18 protein-coding genes and 2 pseudogenes are annotated in these 25245 nt (G+C 61.1%); 4 read left to right on the top strand and 16 right to left on the bottom strand.

Going from position 1 to position 25245, the window contains the following annotated elements; translation table 11 throughout:
• Positions 1-99: 99 nt before the first annotated feature.
• The 14 genes and pseudogenes from zigA to urtA all read right to left on the bottom strand — a co-directional run bounded on the left by zigA (position 100) and on the right by urtA (position 13800).
• Positions 100-1356, bottom strand: a complete 1257-nt coding sequence (gene zigA / locus BF12_RS0112255; RefSeq protein ID WP_051510963.1) for a zinc metallochaperone GTPase ZigA — start codon at positions 1354-1356, stop codon at positions 100-102.
• Between the two features lie 319 nt (positions 1357-1675).
• The gene (locus BF12_RS0112250; protein WP_024952526.1) at positions 1676-2260 is read right to left on the bottom strand and encodes a HupE/UreJ family protein; all 585 of its coding nucleotides are present in this window, start codon (positions 2258-2260) and stop codon (positions 1676-1678) included.
• A gap of 102 nt (positions 2261-2362) precedes the next feature.
• Positions 2363-3001, bottom strand: coding sequence for an urease accessory protein UreG (gene ureG, locus BF12_RS0112245; protein ID WP_024952525.1), 639 nt, complete (start codon positions 2999-3001; stop codon positions 2363-2365).
• A gap of 81 nt (positions 3002-3082) precedes the next feature.
• A complete protein-coding gene (locus tag BF12_RS0112240) occupies positions 3083-3784 on the bottom strand; it encodes an urease accessory protein UreF (RefSeq protein WP_024952524.1) in 702 nt (233 codons plus the stop codon).
• A complete protein-coding gene (locus tag BF12_RS0112235; protein ID WP_024952523.1) occupies positions 3774-4421 on the bottom strand; it encodes an urease accessory protein UreE in 648 nt (215 codons plus the stop codon). Before BF12_RS0112235 ends, BF12_RS0112240 begins: the two co-directional genes overlap by 11 nt.
• Before the next feature lie 48 nt (positions 4422-4469).
• Positions 4470-6173 (bottom strand): urease subunit alpha, encoded by a 1704-nt coding sequence (gene ureC / locus BF12_RS0112230; protein ID WP_024952522.1) that lies wholly within the window; start codon positions 6171-6173, stop codon positions 4470-4472.
• Positions 6174-6331: 158 nt separating this feature from the next.
• A pseudogene (locus tag BF12_RS19930) lies at positions 6332-6660 on the bottom strand (urease subunit beta).
• Between the two features lie 11 nt (positions 6661-6671).
• Positions 6672-6974 (bottom strand): urease subunit gamma, encoded by a 303-nt coding sequence (gene ureA, locus BF12_RS0112220; protein ID WP_024952521.1) that lies wholly within the window; start codon positions 6972-6974, stop codon positions 6672-6674.
• 42 nt (positions 6975-7016) lie between these two features.
• Positions 7017-7918 (bottom strand): annotated as a pseudogene (locus BF12_RS19925) (urease accessory protein UreD).
• Positions 7919-7950: 32 nt separating this feature from the next.
• Positions 7951-8694, bottom strand: a complete 744-nt coding sequence (gene urtE / locus BF12_RS0112210) for an urea ABC transporter ATP-binding subunit UrtE (RefSeq protein ID WP_024952520.1) — start codon at positions 8692-8694, stop codon at positions 7951-7953.
• Positions 8695-8741: 47 nt separating this feature from the next.
• On the bottom strand, positions 8742-9569 hold the full coding sequence (gene urtD / locus BF12_RS0112205; protein WP_024952519.1) for an urea ABC transporter ATP-binding protein UrtD: 828 nt from the start codon (positions 9567-9569) through the stop codon (positions 8742-8744).
• Positions 9566-10735: an urea ABC transporter permease subunit UrtC gene (urtC, locus tag BF12_RS0112200; protein WP_024952518.1), complete on the bottom strand. Its 1170-nt coding sequence runs from the start codon at positions 10733-10735 to the stop codon at positions 9566-9568. Before urtC ends, urtD begins: the two co-directional genes overlap by 4 nt.
• Before the next feature lie 3 nt (positions 10736-10738).
• On the bottom strand, positions 10739-12391 hold the full coding sequence (gene urtB, locus BF12_RS0112195) for an urea ABC transporter permease subunit UrtB (protein ID WP_248623695.1): 1653 nt from the start codon (positions 12389-12391) through the stop codon (positions 10739-10741).
• Between the two features lie 134 nt (positions 12392-12525).
• Positions 12526-13800, bottom strand: a complete 1275-nt coding sequence (gene urtA, locus BF12_RS0112190) for an urea ABC transporter substrate-binding protein (protein ID WP_035160076.1) — start codon at positions 13798-13800, stop codon at positions 12526-12528.
• A 651-nt stretch (positions 13801-14451) separates the two neighbouring features.
• Between urtA and BF12_RS0112185 the strand changes: the two genes are divergently transcribed.
• The 4 genes from BF12_RS0112185 to BF12_RS0112170 all read left to right on the top strand — a co-directional run bounded on the left by BF12_RS0112185 (position 14452) and on the right by BF12_RS0112170 (position 21511).
• Entirely contained in the window at positions 14452-15444 is a 993-nt protein-coding gene (locus tag BF12_RS0112185) for a site-specific integrase (RefSeq protein WP_024952515.1), read from the top strand.
• Between the two features lie 115 nt (positions 15445-15559).
• Positions 15560-16375: a hypothetical protein gene (locus BF12_RS0112180; protein WP_024952514.1), complete on the top strand. Its 816-nt coding sequence runs from the start codon at positions 15560-15562 to the stop codon at positions 16373-16375.
• The gene (locus BF12_RS0112175; protein WP_024952513.1) at positions 16365-18815 is read left to right on the top strand and encodes a hypothetical protein; all 2451 of its coding nucleotides are present in this window, start codon (positions 16365-16367) and stop codon (positions 18813-18815) included. Before BF12_RS0112180 ends, BF12_RS0112175 begins: the two co-directional genes overlap by 11 nt.
• Positions 18816-18922: 107 nt before the next feature.
• On the top strand, positions 18923-21511 hold the full coding sequence (locus BF12_RS0112170; protein ID WP_024952512.1) for a site-specific integrase: 2589 nt from the start codon (positions 18923-18925) through the stop codon (positions 21509-21511).
• Positions 21512-21591: 80 nt separating this feature from the next.
• Here the strand turns inward: BF12_RS0112170 and BF12_RS19920 are convergent, their stop codons facing one another.
• Both BF12_RS19920 and BF12_RS19915 read right to left on the bottom strand, forming a co-directional pair.
• Positions 21592-23733: a DEAD/DEAH box helicase gene (locus BF12_RS19920; RefSeq protein ID WP_051510961.1), complete on the bottom strand. Its 2142-nt coding sequence runs from the start codon at positions 23731-23733 to the stop codon at positions 21592-21594.
• The gene (locus BF12_RS19915; RefSeq protein WP_035160065.1) at positions 23730-25097 is read right to left on the bottom strand and encodes an SWIM zinc finger family protein; all 1368 of its coding nucleotides are present in this window, start codon (positions 25095-25097) and stop codon (positions 23730-23732) included. Before BF12_RS19915 ends, BF12_RS19920 begins: the two co-directional genes overlap by 4 nt.
• Positions 25098-25245: the final 148 nt, after the last annotated feature.

Raw genomic sequence — 25245 nt, 5'->3', positions numbered from 1 at the left:
CATCTCTGTAAGGAACGTAGAAACAGAACACCCCACTGATCGCGGATCAGCGGGGTGTCTAGGCGAGTATCAGCAGATCAAAAACTCAGGTGCCGTCGCTCATTCCCAGGCGGGGAACGGGTCCGGCAGGTCACGCCAGGCTTCCTTGCCCGCCAGCAGCGTGGCGTCATCGAGCAGACACTCATCCAGCGCATGGCGGATACGGGCTTCATCCAGGTTCTGACCGATGAATACCAGCTCCTGGCGCATGTCACCGAACGGCTCCTGCCACTTTTCCCGGATCGACTCCAGATACTCGGGGTCTTCTGGCCATTCGACCTCCGGGACTGCCTTCCAGAACATGCCCCCGAACCCGTAGTGCGCGATGCCACCGGCCTGGTTCCACTGTCCGGCAAACTGCGGCCGCGTGGCCAGCCAGAAGAAGCCCTTGGAGCGCAGCAGCTTGCCTCCGAACCAGTCTCCGTGGAGCAGCTGGTGGAATTTCTCGGGATGGAACGGCACGCGCGCATGGTAGGAGAAACTCGAGATGCCATATTCCTCGGTCTCCGGCACGTGCTCGCCGCGCATCTCCTTCAGCCAGCCCGGTGCCTGTTGCGCGCGATCGAAACTGAAGCGGCCAGCGTCCAGCACCTTGGAAAGCGGCACGGCGCCCTTCGTCATGGGCAGAATCTCGGCCTCCGGGTTGAGCGAGCGCAGCACCGCGCTCAGCTCAGCAAGCTGCGAGGCATCGAGCAGATCCGTCTTGCTGATCAACAGCACATCACAGAATTCGATCTGATCGACCAGCAGGTCGGCGACATTGCGCTCATCGTCTTCGCCGAGGCTTTCCCCCGCTTCCGCCAGTGACTGCGCCTCGCGATACTGGGTGAGGAAGTTGGCGCCATCCACGACGGTAACCATGGTGTCGAGACGCGCGACACTGGAGAGGCACTGGCCGTCCTCGTCCTCGAAGGTGAAGGTTTCCGCCACCGGCAGTGGCTCGGAAATGCCGGTGGATTCGATCACCAGGCAATCGAAGCGCCCTTCCTCGGCCAGTCGCCGTACCTCGATGAGCAGGTCCTCACGCAGCGTGCAGCAGATGCAGCCATTGCTCATCTCGACCAGCTGTTCCTCGGCACGATTGAGCGTCACCTCGTTGTCCGCACCGGGTGCGCCACGCACCATGGCGGCATCGATGTTGACCTCGCTCATGTCATTGACGATCACCGCCACCCGACGCCCTTCACGGTTGGCAAGGATGTGATTGAGCAGCGTCGTCTTGCCTGCGCCCAGAAAGCCGGACAGCACAGTCACTGGCAGCGCCGGAGGCAGTGAAGCGGGCCTGTCAGGAGAGGAAGTCGATTGCAGAGTTGTCATCAGTCATTGCCTTGGATTCATGAGGGGGCATCACGCCGAATCAGGTGCTGCATGACGCCCATGAGGGCTTGTCTCACAGAGCCCTTGTCAGAGCCCTTGACAGAGGGCTTGCATCAGCAAGCACGATTGCGCGGCAGGTCGAGGAATGCGCCATCATCCACTCGACCCCAAAATGATACGTTATAACATTTCTACAAGGCAATCCCTTACCCCCTGACAAAAAACGCCCCGCTGACAAGTCAGCGGGGCGTCGATAGCGCAATGAATCCAATGCGAGAGTTCATGTCATCGTCATGAATTCCCTCAACCTGAAATCGTCCTAGACTGCCATCATCACGGCAGAGGCCATCACCGCTCCGCCCACCAGACGTGAAGCGATGGCAGGTACCCCCATCAGGCGCTGGCCGATTGCACGGCCCAGCAACGCCAGGGCCAACGTCGCGATCACGAAGCCCGCCATGTAGCCCGCAGCGCTGCCAACCGCCGGCATTTCCAGCGCATGCGCGAAACCGTGGCAGGCCATGAAGCCGGCGACCATCACGGCGCCAGCCATGGTCGGCAGACGCATCAGCAGCGCCACCAGCGCACCGGAGACCAGCACCGAGAGCAGAATGCCCTGCTCGGCGATCAGTGCATGCAGCGCCTGACCACCGCTGAGCAGCGCGATGCCCGCCCCAGCGAGCATGCCGACGACCATCAACAGCGGCGTGGCAAGCGTCAAGGCCCGCGACTGACGCACACTCCAGATGCCGATGGCCAGCATGGCCAGCAGGTGGTCCAGCCCGGTAAAGGGATGCGACAGGCCCGCCATCAGCCCCTGGGCATCATGGCCGGGGTGGGCAGAGGCCGAGGTCGCCACCAGCAGCAGCGAGGTGGCAAGCAGTGCGGAGTGAAAACGCTTCATGTGTCATTCCTGAACAAGATGATGATGAATCCCCGACACCCGTGGTGAGACGAATGTCGGGAGACAATAAATCGTAAACAAGTGGCAGAAAACGCTGCGCCGTCAGGCCTGTGCCGCCAGCTTTTGCGGGCGACGCTCCGGCAACATGCCGCGATCCAGAATGAAGGCGATGATCTCCTCCAGCCCGACACCGTCATACAGATTGGCGAACACGAAGGGCCGCTCGCCACGCATCTTGCGCGAATCGCGATCCATCACCTCGAGCGAGGCATGCACCTGCTCGGCGATGTCGATCTTGTTGATGATCAGAAGATCCGACTTGGTGATGCCCGGCCCACCCTTGCGCGGAATCTTGTCGCCTGCCGAGACATCGATCACATAGAGGGTGAGATCGGAAAGCTCGGGGCTGAAGGTCGCAGACAGGTTGTCGCCACCGGATTCCACCAGTACCAGCTCCATGTTCGGGTGACGCGCCTGCAGATCATCGATGGCCGCCAGGTTCATCGAGGCATCCTCGCGAATCGCGGTATGCGGGCAGCCGCCGGTCTCGACCCCGAGGATACGGTCCGCGTCCAGCGCTTCATGGCGCAACAGGAAATCGGCATCTTCGCGGGTGTAGATGTCATTGGTGACCACCCCGATGTCGTAATGATCGCGCAGGGCCAGACACAGTTGGCGCAGCAGCGCCGTCTTGCCGGAGCCCACCGGCCCACCCACTCCTACGCGTAGACAATGCTTCATGGCAGCTTCCTTTCTCGTGAGATATCAGACGTTCATGTCGGTCGGTTCAGGCGCCGCCGCCTCAAGACAGGCGGTCTTGGCTCAACTCCTGAACAGACGAGAATATTGGGTTTCGTGCTGGGCGGAGGCGAGTGCCAGCCCCGGCAATATCGGGCCAAGCTCACCATCCAAACGCTCAAGCGCCTGCGCGACGATTTCCACCACGCGGGGGCGCAGCTGCTCGGTCAGGCGTTGGGCGGCGGTGTGCCCCAGTGGCATGGCCTTGCAGGCCACCGCCAGCTGATTCTCGAGCCAGGCCCAGGCGAAGCCGATCAAGGTCTGGCGCGGCGGCACCCCACGCTGATGCGCCACCCAGGCGAACACCGTGACGTAGCCGGGTGCCTGGGGCATCAGCGCCACTGGCGGTTCGAGCTCGAGACTTCTGAGCAGGCGCAGCAGCGCCGCCCCGAGACGCGCGTCCTCATCGCTGAGTTCGGCGGTCTCACGGGTCGCCTTGAGCCAGCCATCCCACTCGTCGAGCGCCGGTGCATCCCCCTCGGCCCACGCCTGCTGCAGACGCACCAACAGTGGCAGCTCGCAACGGCCAAGCCCGTCTTCCAGCACGCCGTCGATCCACTCGCCAAGCTCCTGCTCCTGAGTGACCCAGCCAAGCTCGAAGGCACTCTCCAGCCCCTGAGACCAGGCAAAGGCGCCGATGGGCAAGGCCGGACTCACCAGCTGCAACAGCCCCAGCAGCGCCAGATCCTCCTGCGCCGGCAGGCCCGCCATAGCATCAGTGCTCATGCGTGTGCTCATGGGCGTGGCTGTGAGAATGGCCGTGGCTGTGCTCATGGGCATGGTCGTGAGCATGTGAGTGGCCGTGGCCATGACCGTGTGAGTGAGCATGCCCCTGCCCCGCCTGGGCATAGGCGCCCGGCTCAGGGTCAAAGGGCGCCTCGTGATGGATGAGGGTCGCGCCCAGTCGCTCGGCCAGTTCTTCCAGCACGTGATCCGGCGGGAAGCGCACCCAGCCGGTTGCGCTCGCTGCTTCGCCCTTTGCTTCGGCCTTTCCTTCACTACTGCCAGCGTCAGGCGTCTGCATGCCGATGGCGAGCTGCACATGGCGATTGCCCAGGTGATAGCAGAGCGCGGCCATCGGACGCCCGGCGGCGATGTGGGCAGTCACTACCGGCTCATCCGCGGCGCGGATGCGGATCACCTCACCCTCGCGCGAGGCCAGCCGATCGCCATCACGCAGTACCGGACCGCGATCCAGAAACAGGCCAACCTCGCGTCCGCCATCCGTGGTGGCACGCAGACGACCGCGGATGCGCAGCTCCAGCGGCAGGGTCAGGGTGTCGAGGGGCTCGGCATCGGTGTGAGCGCTCGCTGGGTCGCCTGAACCACTGGCGTCTGGCAGGCGATGTATCAGTTCCATCATGGCGTCAATCTCGAATAGGGAATCAGAACAGGCACTTGAAACAGGCCTTCAGAACAGGTGATAGCGCTGGGCCAGCGGCAGCTCGCTGGCAGGCTCACAGGTCAGCAGCTCACCGTCTGCGAAGACTTCGTAGGTCTCGGGGTCGACCTTGAGCTCCGGGCAGGCGTCATTGAGTTTCATGTCGCACTTGCGCACCTGACGCACGTCGCGGCAGGCGGACAGCGGGCTGTCGAGCCCGAGCGCCTCCCCGACACCAGCCTTGAGCGCCGCCTGGGAGACGAATGTCAGGCGCGTGGCGCTGGCCGCCTTGCCGAAGGCACCGAACATCGGGCGGTAATGCACCGGCTGCGGCGTGGGAATCGAGGCATTCGGGTCGCCCATCGGCGCAGCGGCGATCATGCCGCCCTTGAGGATGCAGGCCGGTTTGACGCCAAAGAACGCCGGTGACCACAGCACCAGGTCCGCCAGCTTGCCGACTTCAATTGAGCCGACCTCGTGGGCGATGCCGTGGGTGATGGCCGAGTTGATGGTGTACTTGGCGATATAGCGGCGCGCACGGAAGTTGTCGGTGCCGCGCTCGCTGTCCTCTGCCAGCAGGCCGCGCTGTTCGCGCATCTTGTGCGCCGTCTGCCAGGTACGGCAGATCACCTCGCCCACGCGGCCCATCGCCTGGGAATCCGAGGACATCATCGAGATGACACCCAGGTCATGCAGGATGTCCTCGGCGGCGATGGTCTCACGGCGAATGCGCGAATCGGCGAAGGCGACGTCCTCGGGAATGCTCGGGTCCAGATGGTGGCAAACCATCAGCATGTCGAGATGCTCATCCACCGTGTTGACGGTGTAGGGACGCGTCGGGTTGGTGGATGACGGCAGCACGTTGGGCCGCGAGCACGCGGTGATGATGTCCGGGGCATGGCCGCCACCGGCGCCTTCAGTGTGGAAGGTGTGGATGCAGCGGTCCTTGAAGGCCGCCAGGGTGTCCTCGACGAAGCCCGACTCGTTCAGGGTGTCGGTATGGATCGCCACCTGCACGTCATAGGCATCGGCGACGGTCAGACAGTTGTCGATGGAGGCCGGCGACGTGCCCCAGTCCTCATGCAGCTTGAGGCCGATCACGCCGGCCTCGATCTGCTGCTCCAGTCCCTGTGGCAGCGAGGCATTGCCCTTGCCGAGAAAGCCGATGTTCATCGGCAGGCTATCCACCGCCTGCAGCATCTTGCCGATATGCCACGGCCCTGGCGTACAGGTGGTAGCATTGGTGCCGGTGGCTGGCCCGGTACCGCCGCCGAGCATGGTGGTGATGCCGCTCATCAGCGCCTCTTCCACCTGCTGAGGGCAGATGAAGTGGATGTGCGGGTCGACACCACCAGCGGTGAGAATCTTGCCCTCACCGGCGATGATCTCGGTGCCCGGGCCGATCACGATATCCACGTCAGGCTGGGTATCGGGGTTGCCCGCTTTGCCGATGGCCGCGATGCGCCCAGCCTTGAGGCCGACATCCGCCTTGACGATGCCCCACCAGTCCAGAATCAGCGCATTGGTGATCACGGTATCCATCACGCTGTCATCGGCGCGCTGGCTCTGGCCCATGCCATCGCGGATCACCTTGCCACCGCCGAACTTCACTTCTTCCCCGTAGTGGGTGAAATCCTTCTCCACCTCGATCCACAGCGCCGTATCGCCCAGACGCACGCGGTCCCCGGTGGTCGGTCCGTACATGTCGGCATAGGCCTGTCGCGTTATCTTCATGGGTTGCCTCTTGATCCCTGAGCTGCAGCTTCTAAGCCAACGCTTCTGAGCTGCAGTTGCTAAGCCGCAATTTCTGAACTGCAGTCGCCATGTGAGCTCCGAACTGAATGCCTGTCAGCGCCATTGCCTGACGTCTTGCCGGAAGGAGCATCGCTCGCTCAGCGCTGGACACTGCCGTCATCCTTGAGTTGCCCCATCACCTCGCCACGGAAGCCATAGATATGACGGCTGCCGGCGAAGGGGATCAGCGTGACGTCACGCGTCTGCCCCGGCTCGAAGCGAATCGCCGTGCCGGCGGCAATATCCAGGCGCTGCCCGAGGCGGCCTCGCGATCAAACACCAGCGCCGGATTGGCCTCGGCAAAGTGATAGTGCGAGCCGATCTGGATCGGTCGGTCGCCGGTATTGCCGACCGAGAGCGTGGTGCGCAGGCGGTCCTCGCAGAGAGAGATCTCGCCGTCCGCCACCAGATATTCACCGGGAATCATGATTGCTCGCCTCACACGATGGGGTTGTGAACGGTCACCAGCTTGGTGCCGTCCGGGAAGGTCGCCTCGACCTGCACTTCGGGAATCATCTCGGCGATGCCTTCCATCACGTCGTCACGGGTCAGCACCTCCGCGCCGCGCCCCATCAGCTCGGCCACGCTCAAGCCTTCGCGGGCGCCTTCCAGAATCTCGGCGCTGATCAAGGCGATGGATTCCGGGTAGTTGAGCTTGAGGCCCTTGGCCTTGCGGCGTTCCGCCAGCAGCGCTGCGGTGAACAGCAGCAGCTTGTCCTTGTCTCTTGGCGTCAGTTCCATGTCGTGGCTCTTGTGGTTGTCATTCAGTGGGGTCTCTCGAGATCAGGTCAGCCAGATACGTGGCACCTGTGCCTCAAGCCCCGTCATCAGGGGGCGCAGGAGCTGCCATGCCTGCTGGCACAGCGTCCAGGCCTCGTTGCGTTCATGGCCCAGATAGCGCAGCAGCAATACGCCTTCGCGGCATGTCACCGCCCAGCGCGGGGAAGCCGGCAACGCCTCACGCAGGGCCTCGATGGCCGCCGCCTCATCCTCGAGTCCGACCGCCCACAGCGTCGCCTGCACACTGCAACCGCCCTGCCCCCAGCGCCCGGTGAAGCGCGGATGCATCGGGTCCAGCGACTGGCGCTCGATCCACACTGGCTTGCCGTCGCGGGTCAGGCGAAAGCGTTGTTCGAGATGGCCGCTGACGAAGGGCAGCTCGCCGACCGGTCGCCCCAGTGCCAGCACTTCCCAGCCCAGACAGCGCGCAGAGCTGGCAAGCTCGAGGGTGGTGGTCTGCTCGCCGCGCGAGCCATTGAAGGCCAGCGTTTCCTGAGGCAGCCATTCCAGGGTGGCCCCCTCGGCGACCTTGAGATGCGTATGCTGGCCCCAGGCCACGCCGTTGCGATCGGCCTTGTAGAGCTTGGCCGCCGCCGGTGTGGTCAACAGCACATGCGCGCCCTCCTCCACCTCGGCCTCGATCTGCAGCGCATCGCCGCTGACCAGCCCACCCGGAGGTGCAGCAGATAGACGTGGCAGCAGCCGTGGCGGCCTTCGGGATAGAACGGGCGCTGCACACGCAGCGGGCCATGATGACGTCTGCGCGTCAGGCGGGTGATGGCGCGCCCGCTATCACTGGTGTCGCGCGCATCCGCCTCGAAACGCAGCGCCAGCGCGGCCTGCCACTGGCGCTGGTCATCGAAGCGGTGGCCAGAGGCATTGGCCTCACTGCGCACGGCATCCATCGCGCCGTCAGCGGGAATCACGCACCGGATCGTCATACGGTCAGGTGCTGCTTGATCAGTTCATCGGACAGCGCCGCGATCTCGCCTTCGGCTACCCGGCGGCCGCGATCCATGATCACGAAGCGATCAGCGTACTTGCGCGCGAAGGGCAACTTCTGCTCGACCAGCAGCACCGTCAGGCCGTCTTCCTTGATCAGACGGCGGATGACCTCACCAATCTGGGCGACGATATTGGGCTGGATGCCCTCGCCGGGCTCATCGAGAATCAGCAGGCGCGGTTCGATCACCAGCGCGCGGCCGATGGCGAGCTGTTGCTGCTGGCCGCCAGAGAGATCCCCCCCACGCCGGTGACGCATCTCCTTGAGCACGGGAAACAACTCATAGATGCGCTCGGGAATCTGGCGCAGGCCATCCCGGCGCACGGCAAGACCGGTGCGCAGATTCTCTTCAACCGTCATCATCGGGAAGATCTGTCGCCCCTGGGGGACGTAGCCGACACCCAGCCGCGCGCGCTCCTCGAGCTTGCGCCGCGTCAGATCAAGCGGCTCATTGCTACTGGCAACGCGACCGGAATCGCTGCCACTGGCATCGGCGCGGTACAGGAGCTTGCCGTCACGGACGCTCTCCTCGCCCATGATGCATTTCATCAGCGTGGTCTTGCCGACGCCGTTGCGGCCCATCACGCAGGTACATTGCCCAACGGGAATCTCCAGCGTCAGGTCCCACAGCGTGTGGCTTTCCCCGTAGAACTGGTTGAGCGTGTCGATGGTCAGCAGCGGCGACTCGCCGCTCGGCATCGGTGCCTTGGTGTTCAGCGCTTGCGTCATCCGTCACTCTCTCCCAGGTAGACCTCGACGACTTTCGGGTCGCTCGATACCGCATCCATGCTGCCTTCCGCCAATACCGCGCCCTGATGCAACACCGTGACCTTGCGCGCGATGGAGCGCACGAAGCCCATGTCGTGCTCGACCACCACCACCGACTGGCGCCCCGCCAGGCTGGTCAGCAGCTCCGCGGTGCGCTCCATCTCCTGCTCGGTCATGCCGGCCACCGGTTCATCGACCAGCAGCAGCCGCGGCTTCTGCATCAACAGCATGCCGATCTCCAGCCACTGCTTCTGGCCGTGGGACAGGATGCCCGCCTCGCGCGCATGCCACTCCTTGAGGTGAATCGTCTCGAGCACCTCCTCGATCCTGGCGCGGGTCTCGCCGCTCATGCGGGCCGCCAGCGTCGGGAAGATGCGCTTGTCGGTGGCCATGGCCAGTTCGAGATTCTCGAACACGCTGAGCGCCTCGAAGACGGTGGGCTTCTGGAACTTGCGCCCGATGCCCAGGGTGGCGATCTCGGGCTCACTCATGCGCAGCAGATCGTGCCGGCTGCCGAACCACACCGAGCCACTGTCGGGGCGCGTCTTGCCGGTGATGATGTCCATCATCGTGGTCTTGCCCGCGCCGTTGGGGCCGATGATGCAACGCAGTTCGCCATCATCGATGGTCAGGTTGAGGTCATTGATCGCCTTGAAGCCATCGAAGCTGACACTGACATCTTCCAGATAGAGGATCGGCCCGTGGGTCACGTCCACCGGCGAGGTGCGCGGGGTCAGGAAGTCGAACACGCGGTCACGCGTGGCCATCTCTTTCAACAGGCTCATGCGGTGGCCTCCTCGATGGGACGGGAACCGGATGCCGATTCGGTCTTAGCCGCGGACGACTGCGAACGCCTGCCCCAGCCACGCTGAGCGAACAGGCCGGCGATGCCCTTGGGCAACAGCACGGTGACCAGCACGAACAGGCCGCCGAGGGCGAACAGCCAGGCATCCGGCATGATGCCGGTGAATACCGTCTTGGCGTAGTTGACGATCAGCGCGCCCAGCACGGCGCCGTAGAGCGTCGCGCGGCCACCGAGCGCCACCCACACCACCACCTCGATGGAGAACAGCGGCGAGAACTCGCCGGGATTGATGATGCCGACCTGCGGCACGTACAGCGCACCCGCGACCCCGGCCAGCATCGCCGAGACCACGAAGATAAACAGCTGGACACGTTCGACGCGGTAACCCAGAAAGCGCGTGCGCGCCTCGGCGTCGCGACAGGCGATGCTTAGCCGCCCCAGCTTGGAGCCGACGATGCCACGACACAGCAGATAGCCGAGCCCCAGCGCCACACCACTGGCGATGAACAGCGCGATGCGCACCGCATCCGTGCGCAGATCGAAGCCGAGAATGTCTTTGAAGTCGGTCAGGCCGTTGTTGCCACCAAAGCCCATCTCGTTGCGGAAGAACGCCAGCATCAAGGCGAAGGTCAGCGCCTGGGTGATGATCGAGAGATAGACGCCGGTGACGCGGGAGCGGAAGGCCAGGAAGCCGAACACCAGCGCCAGCAGCCCTGGCGCCAACAGCACCATCAGGAAGGCGAAGGCCGGCATGTCGAAGCCCTGCCAGAACCACGGCAGCTCCTGCCAGTTGAGGAAGACCATGAAGTCCGGCAGCTCCGGATTGCCATAGACGCCGCGGTCACCGATCTCGCGCATCAGGTACATGCCCATGGCGTAACCGCCCAGCGCGAAGAAGGCGCCATGGCCCAGGCTGAGAATGCCGAGGTAGCCCCAGACGAGATCCACCGCGACCGCCAGCAGCGCATAGCACAGGTACTTGCCCAGCAGGGTGACGGTGAAGGTGCTGACATGCAGCGGATGCCCCTCGGGCAGCAGCACATGCAGCAGCGTGATGGCGAGCACCGACAGCGTCAGCACCGCGAGGAATATCTGGGTGGAGCGCTCCGTGAAGGGGCGCGCCAGCCAGGAACGTGAATCAGGCATGGATCAACCCTCCGCGGCGCGGCCCTTTTGCGGGAAGAGTCCCCGCGGGCGCTTTTGAATGAACAGGATGATGAAGACCAGCACCACGATCTTGGCGAGAACCGCACCCGCCCAGGGCTCGAGGAACTGATTGAGCAGCCCCAGCGACATGCCGGCCACCAGCGTGCCCCACAGATTGCCGACCCCGCCGAATACCACGACCATGAAGGAGTCGATGATGTAGTTCTGGCCCAGGTTCGGCCCGACGTTGGTGATCTGGGAGAGCGCGACACCGGCAAGGCCGGCCACACCGGAGCCCAGCGCGAAGGTCATGATGTCGACGCGGGTCGCCTTGATACCCATCGAGCGCGCCATGGCCCGGTTCTGGGTCACCGCCCGCACCTCGAGGCCGAGACGGGTACGGCGCATGATCAGCATCAGACCGGCGAACACGAACAGCGCGAAGCCGATGATGTAGAGGCGATTGAGCGTCAGTGACAGCGCCTCGTTGATCATCAGCGAGCCACTCATCCACTCCGGCGTGACCACGATGCGATTCAGGGGCGAGATGGTGGTACGCACCAGCTGCTGCAGGATCAGGCTGATGCCGAAGGTGGCCAGCAAGGTCTCAAGAGGACGCCCCTTGAGGTGCTGGATGACGCTGCGCTCGATGATCACACCCACCGCCGCCGCGACCAGAAAGCCTGCCGGAATCGACAGCAGCAGCGCCAACCCCGGCTGCCCGGGCAGCAATTGCTGCATGCCCCAGGTGGTGTAGGCGCCCAGCATGATCAGTTCGCCATGCGCCATGTTGATTACACCCATGACACCGAAGGTGATGGCAAGCCCGATGGCGGCCAGCACCAGTACCGAGCCCAGCGAGAGGCCGAAGTAGAGCGTCTCGAGCCCGCTGTTGAGCTGAAGCTTCTGCTCGATACCGGCCAGCGCCACCTTGGCGGCCTGGGCCAGCTGCGGATCATCACTCACCGCGGCGCCATTGATGGCGGCGATCGCGGCGGCATTCAGGCTGCCGGACAGTGTGTCCAGTGCTGCGGGGTCGCCGTTGGCTTCCAGCTGCTGGATGGCGAGCGCTTCCTTCAGAGTGGCGCGGATAGCGTCATCGCCTTCCTGCTCGATCAGGCTCGGCAATCGCTCGGCCATGGCCTCATCGACACTGCCGCGCAGGCCGCGTGCCGCCGCGAGTCTAACTTCGGCATCCGGAGAAGACAGGTCGATCATCGAGAGCACGCCATCGATATGCCCGCGCAGCGAGTTGTTGCTGCGCAGCGTCTTTAAGTCGCGGCGCGAGACCTTGCCCGCCGATTCTCCCGACAGGGCGTCGGAGACGGCCCATTCGCGGCCGCGATTGTTGTCGATGATCAAGAAGCGCTCGGCGTCCTTGAGACGAGCCAGCTTGCTGGCAGAAAAGGCTTCCAGCCAGCCACGTGCACGTGCATCGCCGCTCATCGCGATCTCATCGATCACGGCTGGCTTGGCCGGGTTGCGTGCCTCGGCGAGCCGGGTCAACAGGGATTGAGCAGCGCCGTCAGACAGGCGCGCAGACTGGCCAGTCGCAGACTCGGACTGGGCAGCGGCAAACAGGGGGAATGACAAAAGACAGACCAGCAGCATCCACTGCCAGCACCCGCGGTACATCGTTGCAACGGATATAGACATCAAGAAGGCCATCCATGGTGAACGCACAAAGGCGTCATCAGTCTCCGAGGGCATCGTGGCCTCGGAGCTGACACTCAACGAGGCGACATGCAGGCTCCCCTGCACGCCGCCTCGCTCTCAGAACGTGCCAGGCATCATTGCGTCGCAACGCTCTGTTGAGCCCCACAGGAATGAGTCACGACATTGTAGTTGCCGCATTCCATCGGCTTGCGCCAGTCACTGATCAGGTCCTTGGAACCTTCCAGATAGTCAGACCAGGCATCGCCTGCCACGGTGGACGGGGTCTGCCAGACGACGGAGAACTGGCCGTTGTCCTGGATCTCGCCGATCAGCACCGGCTTGGTGATGTGATGGTTGGGCATCATGGTGGCGTAGCCGCCGGTCAGGTTGGGCACCGAGACACCGATGATGGCGTCCTTGACCGCATCGACCTCGACGCTGCCGGCCTTGCGCGCGGCTTCCATCCACATGTTGAAGCCGATGTAGTGGGCTTCCATCGGGTCGTTGGTGACCGCATCTTCCTTGCCGGTGTAATCGATCCACTCATCGATGAAGTCGTAGTTGGTGTCGCTGTCCACGCTCATGAAGTAGTTCCAGGCGGCCAGGTGGCCGACCAGCGGCGCGGTATCGATGCCCGAGAGCTCCTGCTCGCCCACCGAGAAGGCCACCACCGGGATGTCCTCGGCATTGATGCCCTGGTTGGCCAGCTCACGATAGAACGGCACATTGGCATCGCCATTGATGGTGGACACCACGGCCGTCTTCTTGCCGGCACTGCCGAAGGACTTGATATCCGAGACGATGGACTGCCAGTTGGAATGGCCGAAGGGGGTGTAATTGACCATCACATCCGCGTCCGCCACGCCCTTCGACTTGAGGTAGGCGGCCAGGATCTTGTTGGTGGTACGCGGATAGACATAGTCCGTGCCCGCCAGCACCCAGCGCTCCACGCCCACATCGTTCATCAAGTAATCCACTGCCGGAATCGCCTGCTGATTGGGCGCCGCTCCGGTGTAGAAGACGTTCTCCGAGGACTCCTCGCCCTCATACTGCACCGGATAGAACAGCAGGCCGTTGAGCTCCTCGACCACCGGCAGCACCGACTTGCGCGAGACGGACGTCCAGTTGCCGAAGATCACGTCGACCTTGTCCTGCGCCAGCAGCTCACGCGCCTTCTCGGCGAACAGCGGCCAGTTGGAGGCCGGGTCGACCACGACAGGCTCTAGCTTGCGTCCCAGCAGCCCGCCCTGCTCGTTCTGCTTCTCGATCAGCATCAACATGGTGTCTTTCAGTGTCGATTCACTGATCGCCATGGTGCCGGACAGTGAGTGCAGGATGCCGACCTTGATCGGCCCCTCTTCTGCCTGGGCGACATTGGCCAGCGAGAAACCGACACAGGCGGATAGCATTGCGGCAGCGATTTTCTTGTTCACGACATTCCCTCGTGTCTTGTTGTACTTGTTGTCCCGATTGAAGTAGTGCAATCGATGTGCCAGCCCGTGATCAAGCGCACCCGTATAGGGGAATCACCCTCGTAACGCGTTGTCTGGAGAGATGCACACATACCTTAAGTGCACCGAAACAGAGCAACAAAATCTCCTTCATGTAGAAAGCGCACCAACATGGTGAGCTTTCTACAAACACCTCATATAAGCCTCTGTTTCACAGTGCTTCTTAGACTGGTTTTATTGTTGCGTACTGGTGCATATCGAATTCGACAGACTTTCCGTCCACATGATGTCTCTGCGAAATCAACCCCTTTTTAACAGCCCTTCCCCTCTCTATGAGGACAGCGACTTCTGACATACAGACTGCAGGAGTGCGGCCGTCAGGCCGTTGCAGATCGCCTTCCCTGAAGCACGAAGCCCGATAGCGTAGGTGGGACTTGCGAACAACAGCGCAAGTCACAGGCGTCACAGCGTCGACGCCCCACACTACTGATCAACCGAGGTGCTTCATGACCATCCCATTGCCATACCGGTATTCATCCAGGCGTGAAAACGCCCCGTGCTGGATAACACCCTCTGACTTCGATGGATTGACACCATCAGGAGGTGAGCATGTCGCTTGAAAAGGAACCGGGACGCTTACCGAGCGAAGTCACGCCATGGCTCGGGAAAGAGCAGAGCCATGAGCTGACAGGCAACATGCAATTGTCACGCGCCGCGAGACGGCTACTGGCTGACAGCATGGCAAAGAACACCATCCTGGCATTTCGATCAGATATCCGGGGCTTCTTGAAAGCCGGCTACTCACTCCCCGCCACTTCCCATCAGGTCGCCAACTATCTGGCGGAGATGCATGCCAAAGGACGCAAGCCTGCCACGATTTCTCGTCACGCCAGCTCGCTGGGTACCTGGCATGTCTATATGCAGTTGCCCTCGCCCACGCTGAGCCTGGAAGTGAAAGGGGTATTGAAGGGGATTCATCGCAAGAGTGATGGACGACAGCGCCAGGCCCCCGCTTTGCGGCTCCATCATTTGCAACAGCTGTTGCAAGCTCTGGACCTCGATGCTCCCCGAGATCTACGTGATGCCAGCATGTTCTGCCTGTGCTTCTACGGGGCGTTTCGCGCAAGTGAGGTCGTCGCGCTCTACCGAGAGGATATCGAATGGCGTGATGCCGGTATCGTGATCACGTTGCGCCACAGCAAAACCAATCAAAGCGGACGGATCGAACAGAAGACGCTCCCCCGCAATCCAGCCGGCGGGCGTTGCTGCCCAGTGACGTTACTGGAGGCTTGGCTTGCCTGGAGTGGCATTCGTCGAGGTGCGCTGTATCGTTCCATCGATCAGGCAGATCGAGTGGGGGCCGGCAGAATGCACCCCGTCACGTTCGGCAATCTACTCAAGAAGGCGTTACAGCGCGCCAACCTCAGTGCAGAAAAGTTCACCACCCACAGCTTTCGTGCCGGCTTCATTACCGAAGCGCATCTTCGTGGGAAAAGCGATCAACAGATAAAGCGCATCAGCGGGCATCGTGATCAGAAGACTTTCGAACGCTACATTCGACTGGCGGATGACATGCATGACCCGGGCAATGACATCTTTTGATAGCTCGCACCCTGAAAGGCGCTGCCAAGGACGGCAGCACTTCCAGCGGGGTCGATGAGATGATATTTATCCTACTATAAGGATGAGATAATTAATAAGACGCAAGGGAGAGCTCATGACCGATACCTACACGCCCCTGCCTGAGGCTGAGTTTTCCATCTCAGGCAAGATACGGAATCTTTCACGACGCTCTCTTGGCGATCTCATCTCCCTTCCGCCTCCACGCAAAGGCAAGGCCCCTTCATACAAGGGCCTGCTGCTCAGCCACCTCCCCATCGTGCTTGTCGGTGCCCAGGGCCACACCGAGCTGCTCACCCATGGCATGCTCCTGCGACAACTCAGAGAGTCATCTCTCGAGAACTTCCGTTCCCTCAAGGTGTTTGAGGTGGACCGTGAAGGTCTCACCTACGAGGAGCTGGAGGTGTTGCGCTATCTGTCAGAGGTGCTACCTCAGGAGCTTTTCAACACCTCACACGTGATGGAAGCCCGTGCATTCATCAAGCAGCTCAATGAGAAGCCTGGGCTGGAAGAGAAGTTGGCCCGTATCGTGTTCGGGTTATCGAAACCCACCCTGGATATCAAGAGTCTCATGATCCTGACCCAGGGCCGCTGGGCGAAGAGCACACTGCAACGTGCCCACAGCCCCAAAGGCCAGCGGAGTCTCGACGATGATCGCGGAGCCTCAGAGCCACTCTCCCCCGAGACAAGCAAGGACAACGAGGCACAAAAAGCGGCGCCAACATCAGTGCCCCTCACTCCCCCAGCGCCCAAGCCGATTCCATCCGCTCGGTACCAATCAGCATCGGGCTCCGCCCCAGACACCACGAGGCCAGCCACCTCACCCACTCGCAGGTCCCATGTAGCACAAAGGGTTGACGACCTGTTTGGCGATCTATTGGACGAGGAAGGGAGTCCTCCTCATGATGGATGATACTCCCGAAAGCAAGACATGGCTCCCCGAAACCATCCTTCATCAGTGGGAAGAACAACTAGATGACGTGGTATTGTCGGCTTCGGAGGAAACGCGCTTATGGCCGTTTCTTCACTGTAATCTTCCCCCATGTAGTCAGGCGGATCTCTGGATATCCGCTCATATTCAGGCAGCGGATGACAATGATCCTGAGTTGCTCGACCTCATCAACAAACTCCTGAGGAGACTCCCTCTTGCGCCGGGACCATTACAGGCGATTCGTCAGAGCCACCCACTGCATAGCCAGCTGACCTTTCCCGATAAATTCGCTCCCTCCATGGTGCGAGCCAATATCGCAAACCAGGCAATACAGCTCGCGCGCCATGGCACGACCTCAACACACGCTTTCGAACTCTTGCCAAGCAATGGCGAGCCATCCCCCATCGAGCACAATCGCCGATTGATTCGTCTTGCCTTGCGCGACATGGCCGGCTATCACTCGGGGCCTTCTGTCGATTGCAATCTCTATTACCAGCATTTATCGACCCTACATGTCGCATTGAAGTACATGCTGCCACTTTGGCAGCACCCGATCGCGTGGCATCGTTCTGCCAATCTCTCGTTACTCAGCGCCTGTAAACATATCCCGTGGCTGAAAAACGGCAACCCAAGACTGTATGACCAATTGCAGCAGGCCCAGGAATTGCTCTCCGGTTACCTGCCCATCGGAACTCGTCGCGCGCCCTACGCGAAGCGGCTCCCACAACGCTCCGTCTTTTTTCACGACTCATTCAAGCGCGACTTTTCATCGGTTGCCTCCAGTCCTGAACTATCTGAGACACTCGTTACCGCACGACCTTCGGACGACAACGAGGACGTTGACACCAGTCTCGAACCAGACAAGATCTCTCAGCCACAAGAAGAAGTGGAAGCGCCCTTTCATCACAAGGGAGATACCCTGTTGACACCGCAAGATTGCAGGGTGATCGCGCGCAAACGTCAGCAAACCTCTATCGCACAGAGCCTGGGAAGTCTGTCGAATTTCGCCACCACTCAAGGGCAGATCCGAAGAATACTGACATTACCTTTCCCGCCTGATGCCAGACTGCTGGTGCAGCTTGTGCTCGCAACAGGTATTGCCCCCGAACGTCTCAGTCAGCTCCGTGTGACGGGTGTCGAGCAGGAGGCACTGCTCTGCACTGCGACGGTGTCGCGGAATCAATCACTGCAGTGGGTCCCCGATAGCAACACACTCTACGTTCCTGTCATTCATGCACCGTCACAAAGCCCCCCCCTGCCTCTTCGCCTACCGGACGCCCTCGCGATACCCCTCAATCAATTGAGCGAAGCGACAACTCAGCCTCTGACCAAGAGTCTGGCGGTGCTCAACCGCCAGCTGAGGCAACATATGGCAACGCACACAGGCACGACTCCCACGGCCCAGCGCGTGGCCAGAGCCGCACGGCTTCATCTTCTCGGCATGGCGAAGACCGATATCGAAGCGGAGTGGCTTCACGGGGAGCTCAGCCTGAAAACAGCAGCGCCTGCCGCTTACCGCAAGACGTCCCTACGTGAACTGCAGCGTCTCATGAACACGTCGCTGGGGTGGTGGGAGATCACGACACCGATGAACGCGACCCTGCCTCCCAGGAATGCACACGCCATCACGACCTTGGGCTCGAGCATGACACTTTCGCTCCACACTGCCAGGGTGGCACTGAAGGGCTTGCATGATCTGGCCCAAAAGGGTCTTTCCGACTTTCCCATTGCTGCCCGTGGCCGAACCCCTTCACCTGAGGACTGCTCGGCCTTGATCGAGCTCAACAGTGCGCTTTGCTGCTACGTACTCATGGGAGTCCAGCTGACGGTAGGACTTCGTCCACCAGGTGCCACTACGCAAATGTCTCGGCGTGGACGCCTGCTGTGGATCGCTGACAAGGATTCAGGCCTCTACAGAGAAAGCCGGGTCATCCCGTTGCCTCTCCCGGTTTGCCAGAATCTCGATACCCTGCAGGCATGGCAGGCCTCCTGGCGGCAGCACTGGCCACGAAATGGCGGGACCTGGCTGTCATGGCCTGAAGACGAGCAGGCACTGGCCATATGGTGGTCAAGACGCCAAGCCAGCCTCAATCTGACCGCAAAGCCTTGCCAGCAGACCCACATCCGAGGCTGGATCAGCACACATCATCAAGCGCCGTCACTGACAGCCGCGTCACGCAGTGCACTCGCAACCCTGCTGGCACTTCCCGATAACGCGCCACGTCATTTCGTCGCCCAGACACTCGATGGGCGAATGCAAGCGAACACGCTGGATATGCTGCTGGGCCATGTCAAACGCGGCCAGCAGCGCCATGCCCCCTATGCCAGCAACATCTGCCTACCGCCGGAGATGCAACGCCTCTTGGGGGAGTTGTCCGATGAGTTGCGAATCAAGGTGATACCTCTCAAGGATTTGCCATGAGTAGAGATGGGAAGTTTTACCTTGCACCTGCAAGGGAGACGTCAGGAATCCGATCACTGACCAAGCTCGACCCTGACTTGCACCTAAAGCTCATGAGCACCCACCACATGCAAGAGCTATGGTCGCGCTGGGAGGAACGCCGACTTGATCGAGTCAAAGGCACGCAACGCCAGCAAAGCCTGCACCTGCTGTACTGGATCGAGCGTCACGCCAAGCGCCAACCGGCCAACGATATGCCGGCAGAGGCCGGAAGCATGATGCTGTACCTCAACCATACGCAAGCCAAGGCAATGGTCACGGAACTGATTCGATGGAGAAAGGTGCATCATCGCCGGCCGATAAGGCCCCGTGAAGCTTACCGCGTCATCGGCCGCTTTCTGGAGGAAGTCAACCAAAGCCCGGGAGTCGTGGCGATGCTGCCACAGTGGCCCACACAGGCCCGGCGCAAAAGCGTGCTACCAATGGAGGCCAAAGCTCTGGACCGCGCGACCAGGGTCTTGCCGATCATCCGCGCGCTACGTCAACCCGGGACTGGCTTTCCGCTGTTGCGCGCTGCCGTAGAGCTCGGTGTGCGTGCAGGGTTAGGCCAACAGGTGATTCTGGTCACATTGGCCTGCCTGACGCGTCGTCACTTCGAGAGCGATCGCAACGCCCCCAATGAGTGGGTCTGGATCCCCGCTCACGCGGCACCGTCGACGGTCATGTCGCCTCACATGACGGCCTACCGTCTGCCATTGGAGTCGACACTGACGACTGCGCTCAAGACATTGAGAGCCAGAAAACCCACCACAGCCAAGGACGAGTGGTTATTGGCCGAGAGGCCAGAAGACCAGTCCCTCTCGATTCCCGAACGGATTCGCATCGTCAAGGGTCGCATGAGACAGGAGCTGGCCTCCCTGATCACCACACTGCCCATGACAACCGAGGAACGCCGAAGGCTTAAGCTGACCACCTTGCTGAGCGCATTGCCTCATGCGGCAGTCCTGGGGGGATTGCCCGGCTACTGGGTCAGCCAGTTCAGTCGCTATCCGATTCCCTACAGCAGCGCGCATGGGCTTTATGAGCCCCACTCCTACTTCGCTCGGCTCGAGGCTCCACCGGTCAGCACGGTCATGGCGACTGATTCCGGCTACCATCAGCAGGAACCCATGGCGGATGACGACTCGGTGAGCGCCATGGATCTTTTCGCGACCAAGGCATCAGAAACGAACGCTACCCCCCACTCAACCGTATTGACACAACCTCCGGGGCAGCGCTTGATGACCCAGGATTCCTGGCAGATAGACTGGCTTCCGTCGGCGAGACGCATCCTCAAGCAATGGATCGGGGTCATTTCCTCTGATCATCTTCGCAAGACAAGTGACGAAAGGGTCAAGAAGCGTCTGGAGGCGCTGCTGCTCGAGACAAGCAGACGCCTCACAAGACTCATGGGCATCCGCCATAGCTACCCGGTCATGGTGCTCTATTGGCTGCATGATCTGCGCGTGACTCGCATGCTGCGCGTCAGTTCGCTGCACACCTATCTTTCTCGCAGCTTGCCGATGGCGATGGCGGACTACACCTTGTCGATCGACATTCAGGAGTGGGACAACGACAGTGCCCAGGAAATGTGCTGGTGCGTGCCACGCGATATGGGGTGGTCAGCCAGCACGACACACAGCTTTCTTGGCAATATGGGGCAGCTCATCCGCTTCATGCACAGCATGGGAGTATTGCTGGACGTGGAGCCGCCGATATCAGGCAATCACAAGACCCCCAGCGCCAAACGAATTCATTTCGCCACCCTGAGACAGATGGAAAAGGTACGTACTCATCTTCTCGCAGTACCCGATGCAACACCTGATGCCACCATGCAGTGGCTCAGCATCGCGCTGGGCTTCCACGGGGGGATGCGCGCCAGCGAGGTCTGCGCCCTGACGCTACGGGACATTCGCATCGAATGTCCTCAGGGCACCTTTTCGCTCGAGCAGTGGTTGGAGGACCACTGCCCAGCCGAGCTCGCAAAGGCGCTACCTGATACGGGATTCTCACCTCCCGCACCGCATGAGAGAGAGACCCTGCACGTGAAGTTGCGTGAACTGCTGAAGTCATTGCCGGAGATTGAGTGCCGCGTTTATATTCACGCCGGAAAGACGCCTTCAGCGCGGCGCGTACTTCCCCTGCACCTTCTGACATTCTTCGGCGATATTGAAATGTTGGCAGCATGGTGGGTATATCGACGGCGATGCTTCCCCTCGACAGCCCTCTCTGATATCGCGCTGTTCGGCCCGAGCGAGAGTTGTCAGGCATTCAATCATGCCGGCCTGATCGCTCCGGCAATCGACACCATGCGAAGTGTGCTGGGGAGTGCCATCGATTTTCACTCGTTGCGCCATGCAGCGGTCAGTTGGTGGCTGATTCGTCTTGAGGCGGCGCAGAACCGTGACATACTCGACGACTTGCAGGAGCACGGCTCCTGGGGACTGCAAAAAGCGCCCCTGAAACGCTTTCTGAAGGGGGTTCGAGGCTATGCCGGACAGGACAGTCAGGATCGCGGCATGTTGTTGTATCAACTTGCCGTCTGGATCGGCCACCGCACCCCGGAACAGACATTGACGCACTATGCCCATAGTCTGGAATACCTGCACCGGCAGGCCATGCGGCGCGCCAGTGAGTACACCCGGGCGATCACACCCTGGGTAGCCCCAGTAACATGAGGTGCCATGGCCTGACTCAACGCCTCTCCCCCCAATAGGCAACCGCCTTGCCATGCCCCAACGGGGGGGCCATATCGGGATCACACCGGAGCAAACAACAAGGCCAGATCCTCCTCATCAAACAGGGGCCCCTCCTCCTGACGCCCGCTTCCCCCTTCCAGTACTGATGCGGCAAGATCCGCCTTGCGAGACTGCAGCTCCAGGATGCGTTCCTCAACAGTTCCTGCACAAACCAGCTTGTAGACAAACACCGGATTCGTCTGGCCCATTCGATGAGCACGCCCGGTGGCTTGGGCCTCTACGGCAGGATTCCACCAGGGGTCGTAGTGGATGACCGTATCTGCCGTCGTGAGATTGAGCCCAGTCCCCCCTGCCTTGAGGCTGATCAGGAATACGGGTACCTCGCCACGCTGAAATTGCGCCACACGCTCGGTTCGCACTGCCCCGGGCGTCTGCCCTGTGAGAGTCAAGTGAGAAATCCCCTCCCGCTCCAGTGCTCCCCCGATCAATTCAAGCATTTCCGTAAATTGCGAGAAGATGAGGATACGCCGACCGTCCTCGACCAACGATGGCAACAGTTCACGTAGCGCCTCCAGTTTGGCTGAGCACTGAACCGTCGCCGCACTTTGATGTTTGACAAGCCGTGGGTCACAGCACACCTGGCGTAATTTCAACAGCGCATCTAGCATCACGATGCCGGAGGCTGCCAGCCCGCGTGTCTCGATCGCCTCCTTGACCCGTTGATGCTGTGTCAGTCGAAGACTCTCATAAAGCTCTCGCTGTGCACCGGTCAGCGTGACGTCTCGCTGAGTCTCCGTCTTGTCCGGCAATTCATTGAGGACTTGCTGTTTGGTACGCCGGAGGATGAGTGGCGAGATACGACGAGAAAGTCGCTGACTCACAGCGTCGTCAGCATGTTTCTCGATAGGGGTACGAAAATGCCGACCAAACCACTGCTGGCTTCCCAAGGCGCCTGGTGCAGCAACATCCAATTGCGCCCATAACTCACCCAGGTGGTTTTCCAATGGCGTTCCGGTCATCGCGATCATGCGATCTGCATTGAGCCTGCGTACGGTACGCGCGGTCTGACTGGCAGCATTCTTGATGGCTTGGGCCTCATCCAGTACCACGATACCGAAGTGCTGCTCGCACAGATGCTCAATATCTCGCACCAGGAGGGGGTATGTCGTGATGACGAGATCCACATTGGCGACAACAGTATCGATCTGCTCACGACGGCTGGCCTTGGCTCCCTGAAGCGCCAGCACGCTCAGTGTCGGCGCAAATCGAGCCGCTTCGGCGCACCAGTTACCGACGAGACTTGTCGGGGCCACCACCATGACAGGCCCGCGCAGCTCCCCTCGCGAACGCTCATCGAGCACGTGTGCAAGGATCTGGATGGTTTTTCCAAGCCCCATGTCATCGGCCAGAATACCGCCAGTACTCAACTCCGAGAGGAATCGCAACCAGGCTAGTCCTCGCGCCTGATAATCGCGCAATTCACCCTGGAAACCGTCAGGGGCTGGCAATTTATCAGGAAGCTCACGCAATCGTTGGGCAAGGGCCACGGCATCCTCTCGCCCCACCCAGCGCTCATGATCTGCCAAGGGGGCCAGCTGATCGATGGAGGTCAATGGCACACGAAGTGCGCTTGTGGGTGCCTCGCTATCGTGAAGCCAGTCCATCAAGGGAGCCAACCAGGCACGTAGCTTGGCAAGTGGAAGCACCAGCCGACGGTTATCCGGCAGGTGTACTACCCAGCTTGCCCCCGCTTCCTCATCCTCCTCCGGCGTCAACGGAAAGTCTTCGCGCTGAATGAGTTGACGCAGAATGGGGAGCAGATTGAAGGATTCATTCTCCACCTCAACGCCCAACGCAAGATCGAACCAGCCGTTCTCGGCGGACTCGAGCGCTCCATACCAGTTGTCTGGCGATAGATATTCGGGCTCTTGCGGGAAGTCGTCACTGAACTCGACCACACATCCCGCCTGACGTAATTGCAGGATCATGTCCCACCATTCCTCAGGAGCAGAAAGACAGGTCCTCCATTCCGCCGCATTTTCTGGCACCTGCCTATCTATCGGCAGCAGCAAGCTCCACGAGGGCAACTCCAACCCATCCGGTACATCGTGGTGCGCGGCGAGTTCTTCCAACGTGACCATGCCTGGCGGAATGGCGCGAATCAGCGCGATTTCCGCCTGTTGATCACGTGGTATCGTCAAACGCTGCCCATCGCGCAGCCCTGGGCCACCTCTCCCTCCTCTGGGGGTATCTCGATACCGGCATAGCTCAGGCTCACGACACCAGCGCCCAACCGAATAGGAGTTTCGTTCCAGACATGGCGGCGCGTTGGCAGACGTGCCTGTGCGACACACATGGTGATCTTCAGCTTGGGTTTCACATCCTCGAGCGTTGTTTCCACGAGGGTTCTCGGAGAGGGGACTTGGGCTGCCAGCCCCGAGACATTCTGGAGGCGAGAGGTCAACCACTCGCTCATTTCCGGCGGTAACGCGGGAACGTGCTGGAGTTGGCGCCAAAGCTCAACATCCCCCTCCAGAGGGCCAAACTGCTTATTCTGAGGGTCAAGATAACAAAGCGACTTGCCGACACTGGCTACGATAGCCGCGGGAGACAAGATATCTTCAGGTATCGTGGACATCTGCAGCCGCTGCACACCCTGCTCATCCATCTGCCAGGTCGGGGCGATACGGCAGGTCGGCCCAATACCAAGCTGTGGGCCCGTCTGCTTCTGATGGAAAAGCAAGGGGGAGGCATCGCTTGCCAGCAGGGACCAGAGCGCTTTCGCCTGGAATGCCTTGTTCAACGTCAAACCTTTGGATTGCCCAGGAAAGTACCATTGCGAATCTTTGCTGCCATGCAATAACTGCTCGATGGCCTCCTCCTGCGCCGGCTGCCATCCCATTGCAGGAACAGGTGACAACTCCCCCACGTGAGAGACTTCAACTTTCACTGGCGAGACCCATCGATCAAGCTGCGTCTTGCTCTTGGAGGGCCTCAACCACACCGGCTGCACCGTCAGCGCGGGAAGCCCCCTGTGGCCGGACTGCACATCAAGGAACAACCCGAGACGGTGGTTGGCACCTACTTGGACGGCTGACGGCACCGCCGGGGCTTGACTGTGATGTTGCAGCCAGATTGTCCACTCACGTTTCGCCGCCTGAAGTGACGGCGCTTGCTCCACTTCGTCGGGCTCAAGCGTGTCAGGAACCTCCAGGGCTTTCCCCAAAGGGCCGCTACTCAGGAAGGTATCGATCAATGCGACTGCGTGCTTGCAGGTACTGCCCACCGGACAACTACAAGCTGTTCGCATCTGGTGCCGAGTACCCACAGGAGCCAACATGATCATCGTGCGATAAGGGGTGCCCAGACTGCCCGCGACATCGCCAGAAAGCGTCAAACCACCCTTCTCATCCAACTCTACCTGCCACTGCTCATCCACTCGCTGCTGGCGCGCGTAACGCAGACCACGCTCCAAGGTGCCTGCATCAAACTCATCACGCCATCCATGCTGAAGGAGTGCGATATTCAAGGCGAACGATGCATTACTCAAACCAGTGGCTGCCACAGCGGCACTCTCCATAGAAATATGACGATATTGGAGCAAATTACGGGACTGCTAGTAAACCAGACGGATTCGCCGCCATAGGGCAGGCCTAACAAGCCTCATGGACCGAAGCAAACCTCTATGCAAAGGGGCTTGCTCCGATAGCCAG

The organism is Cobetia crustatorum (genome assembly GCF_000591415.1).
Taxonomy (GTDB): Bacteria; Pseudomonadota; Gammaproteobacteria; order Pseudomonadales; family Halomonadaceae; genus Cobetia; species Cobetia crustatorum.
Note: the sequence above shows the minus strand (reverse complement) of the source record. Positions and strands in the feature narration are given on the sequence as shown.

What these genes read in the sequence shown, in the direction of transcription:
- zigA (WP_051510963.1), bottom strand. Translation starts at nt 1,356, where the DNA reads ATGACAACTCTGCAATCGACTTCCTCTCCTGACAGGCCCGCTTCACTG.
- BF12_RS0112250 (WP_024952526.1), bottom strand. Translation starts at nt 2,260, where the DNA reads ATGAAGCGTTTTCACTCCGCACTGCTTGCCACCTCGCTGCTGCTGGTG.
- ureG (WP_024952525.1), bottom strand. Translation starts at nt 3,001, where the DNA reads ATGAAGCATTGTCTACGCGTAGGAGTGGGTGGGCCGGTGGGCTCCGGC.
- BF12_RS0112240 (WP_024952524.1), bottom strand. Translation starts at nt 3,784, where the DNA reads ATGAGCACTGATGCTATGGCGGGCCTGCCGGCGCAGGAGGATCTGGCG.
- BF12_RS0112235 (WP_024952523.1), bottom strand. Translation starts at nt 4,421, where the DNA reads ATGATGGAACTGATACATCGCCTGCCAGACGCCAGTGGTTCAGGCGAC.
- ureC (WP_024952522.1), bottom strand. Translation starts at nt 6,173, where the DNA reads ATGAAGATAACGCGACAGGCCTATGCCGACATGTACGGACCGACCACC.
- ureA (WP_024952521.1), bottom strand. Translation starts at nt 6,974, where the DNA reads ATGGAACTGACGCCAAGAGACAAGGACAAGCTGCTGCTGTTCACCGCA.
- urtD (WP_024952519.1), bottom strand. Translation starts at nt 9,569, where the DNA reads ATGAGCCTGTTGAAAGAGATGGCCACGCGTGACCGCGTGTTCGACTTC.
- urtC (WP_024952518.1), bottom strand. Translation starts at nt 10,735, where the DNA reads ATGCCTGATTCACGTTCCTGGCTGGCGCGCCCCTTCACGGAGCGCTCC.
- urtB (WP_248623695.1), bottom strand. Translation starts at nt 12,391, where the DNA reads ATGTCTATATCCGTTGCAACGATGTACCGCGGGTGCTGGCAGTGGATG.
- urtA (WP_035160076.1), bottom strand. Translation starts at nt 13,800, where the DNA reads ATGCTATCCGCCTGTGTCGGTTTCTCGCTGGCCAATGTCGCCCAGGCA.
- BF12_RS0112185 (WP_024952515.1), top strand. Translation starts at nt 14,452, where the DNA reads ATGTCGCTTGAAAAGGAACCGGGACGCTTACCGAGCGAAGTCACGCCA.
- BF12_RS0112180 (WP_024952514.1), top strand. Translation starts at nt 15,560, where the DNA reads ATGACCGATACCTACACGCCCCTGCCTGAGGCTGAGTTTTCCATCTCA.
- BF12_RS0112175 (WP_024952513.1), top strand. Translation starts at nt 16,365, where the DNA reads ATGATGGATGATACTCCCGAAAGCAAGACATGGCTCCCCGAAACCATC.
- BF12_RS0112170 (WP_024952512.1), top strand. Translation starts at nt 18,923, where the DNA reads ATGCAAGAGCTATGGTCGCGCTGGGAGGAACGCCGACTTGATCGAGTC.